This window comes from Oleiphilus sp. HI0043 (assembly GCF_001634935.1).
Genome location: NZ_LWEY01000309.1, coordinates 1 through 885, shown reverse-complemented (window position 1 = coordinate 885; position 885 = coordinate 1). Strand labels below are relative to the sequence as shown.

2 protein-coding genes are annotated in these 885 nt (G+C 49.4%); both read left to right on the top strand.

Features of this window, described 5'->3' with window-relative positions:
• A partial coding sequence (gene dapE, locus A3729_RS04315) for a succinyl-diaminopimelate desuccinylase (RefSeq protein ID WP_082882004.1) occupies nt 1–693 on the top strand: 693 nt, incomplete at its 5' end.
• A gap of 18 nt (nt 694–711) precedes the next feature.
• Nucleotides 712–885, top strand: a 174-nt coding sequence (locus A3729_RS34460; RefSeq protein WP_369820073.1) for a putative RNA methyltransferase, incomplete at its 3' end; no start/stop codon positions are given.

Below are 885 nucleotides of genomic sequence, written 5' to 3'. Positions count from 1 at the left end.
GAAACATTGGAGGCGCGTAATGAAAAAATTGATTGGTGCCTGGTTGGTGAGCCATCCAGTACCAAGGTGCTCGGTGATGTGATCAAGAACGGCCGCCGCGGATCTTTAAACGCAAAACTTACCATTAAAGGCAAACAAGGACATGTTGCCTACCCGCACTTGGCGAACAACCCTATTCACCTGGCAATGACTGCCCTTGACGACCTATGCAAACTTGAATGGGACAGTGGCAATGAATTCTTCCCCGCGACATCATTCCAAATCACCAATATCAATTCCGGTACCGGTGCGACGAACGTGATACCCGGTACTGTCGAGACACTTTTTAACTTTCGATTTTCTACTGAAGTCACCGCCGAGCAACTTAAAGCAGGTGTCGTCAAAGTGCTTGAGCAACACAAGCTGGATTACGATATCCAGTGGACATTAAGCGGAGAGCCCTTCCTAACCGCAGCGGGCCCACTCGTCGACGCAGCGGTTAAAGCGATAAAAACAGTTAAAGGTATCGACACAGAGCTTTCAACCTCAGGCGGAACCTCTGACGGCCGTTTTATCGCACCAACGGGCGCACAAGTGCTTGAACTTGGGCCGCTCAACGCAACGATTCACCAAGTTGATGAACACGTGAGTATCACCGACCTGAACGACTTGTCAGTGATTTACGAGCAGATCTTGGAGCACCTGCTAACATAAGCCAAGCGCTAAGATACTATGGATACTCTAAGCCCCTATTTACTCTGCCCCGTTTGTAAGGAGCAGCTCGTTCTTGCAGACGATCAAAAAGGCCTATGCTGTCGCAACAAGCATAGGTTTGATCGCGCCAAGCAGGGCTACCACAACTTATTATTAAGCCAAAATAAGCGGAGTAAGCACCCGGGAGATACG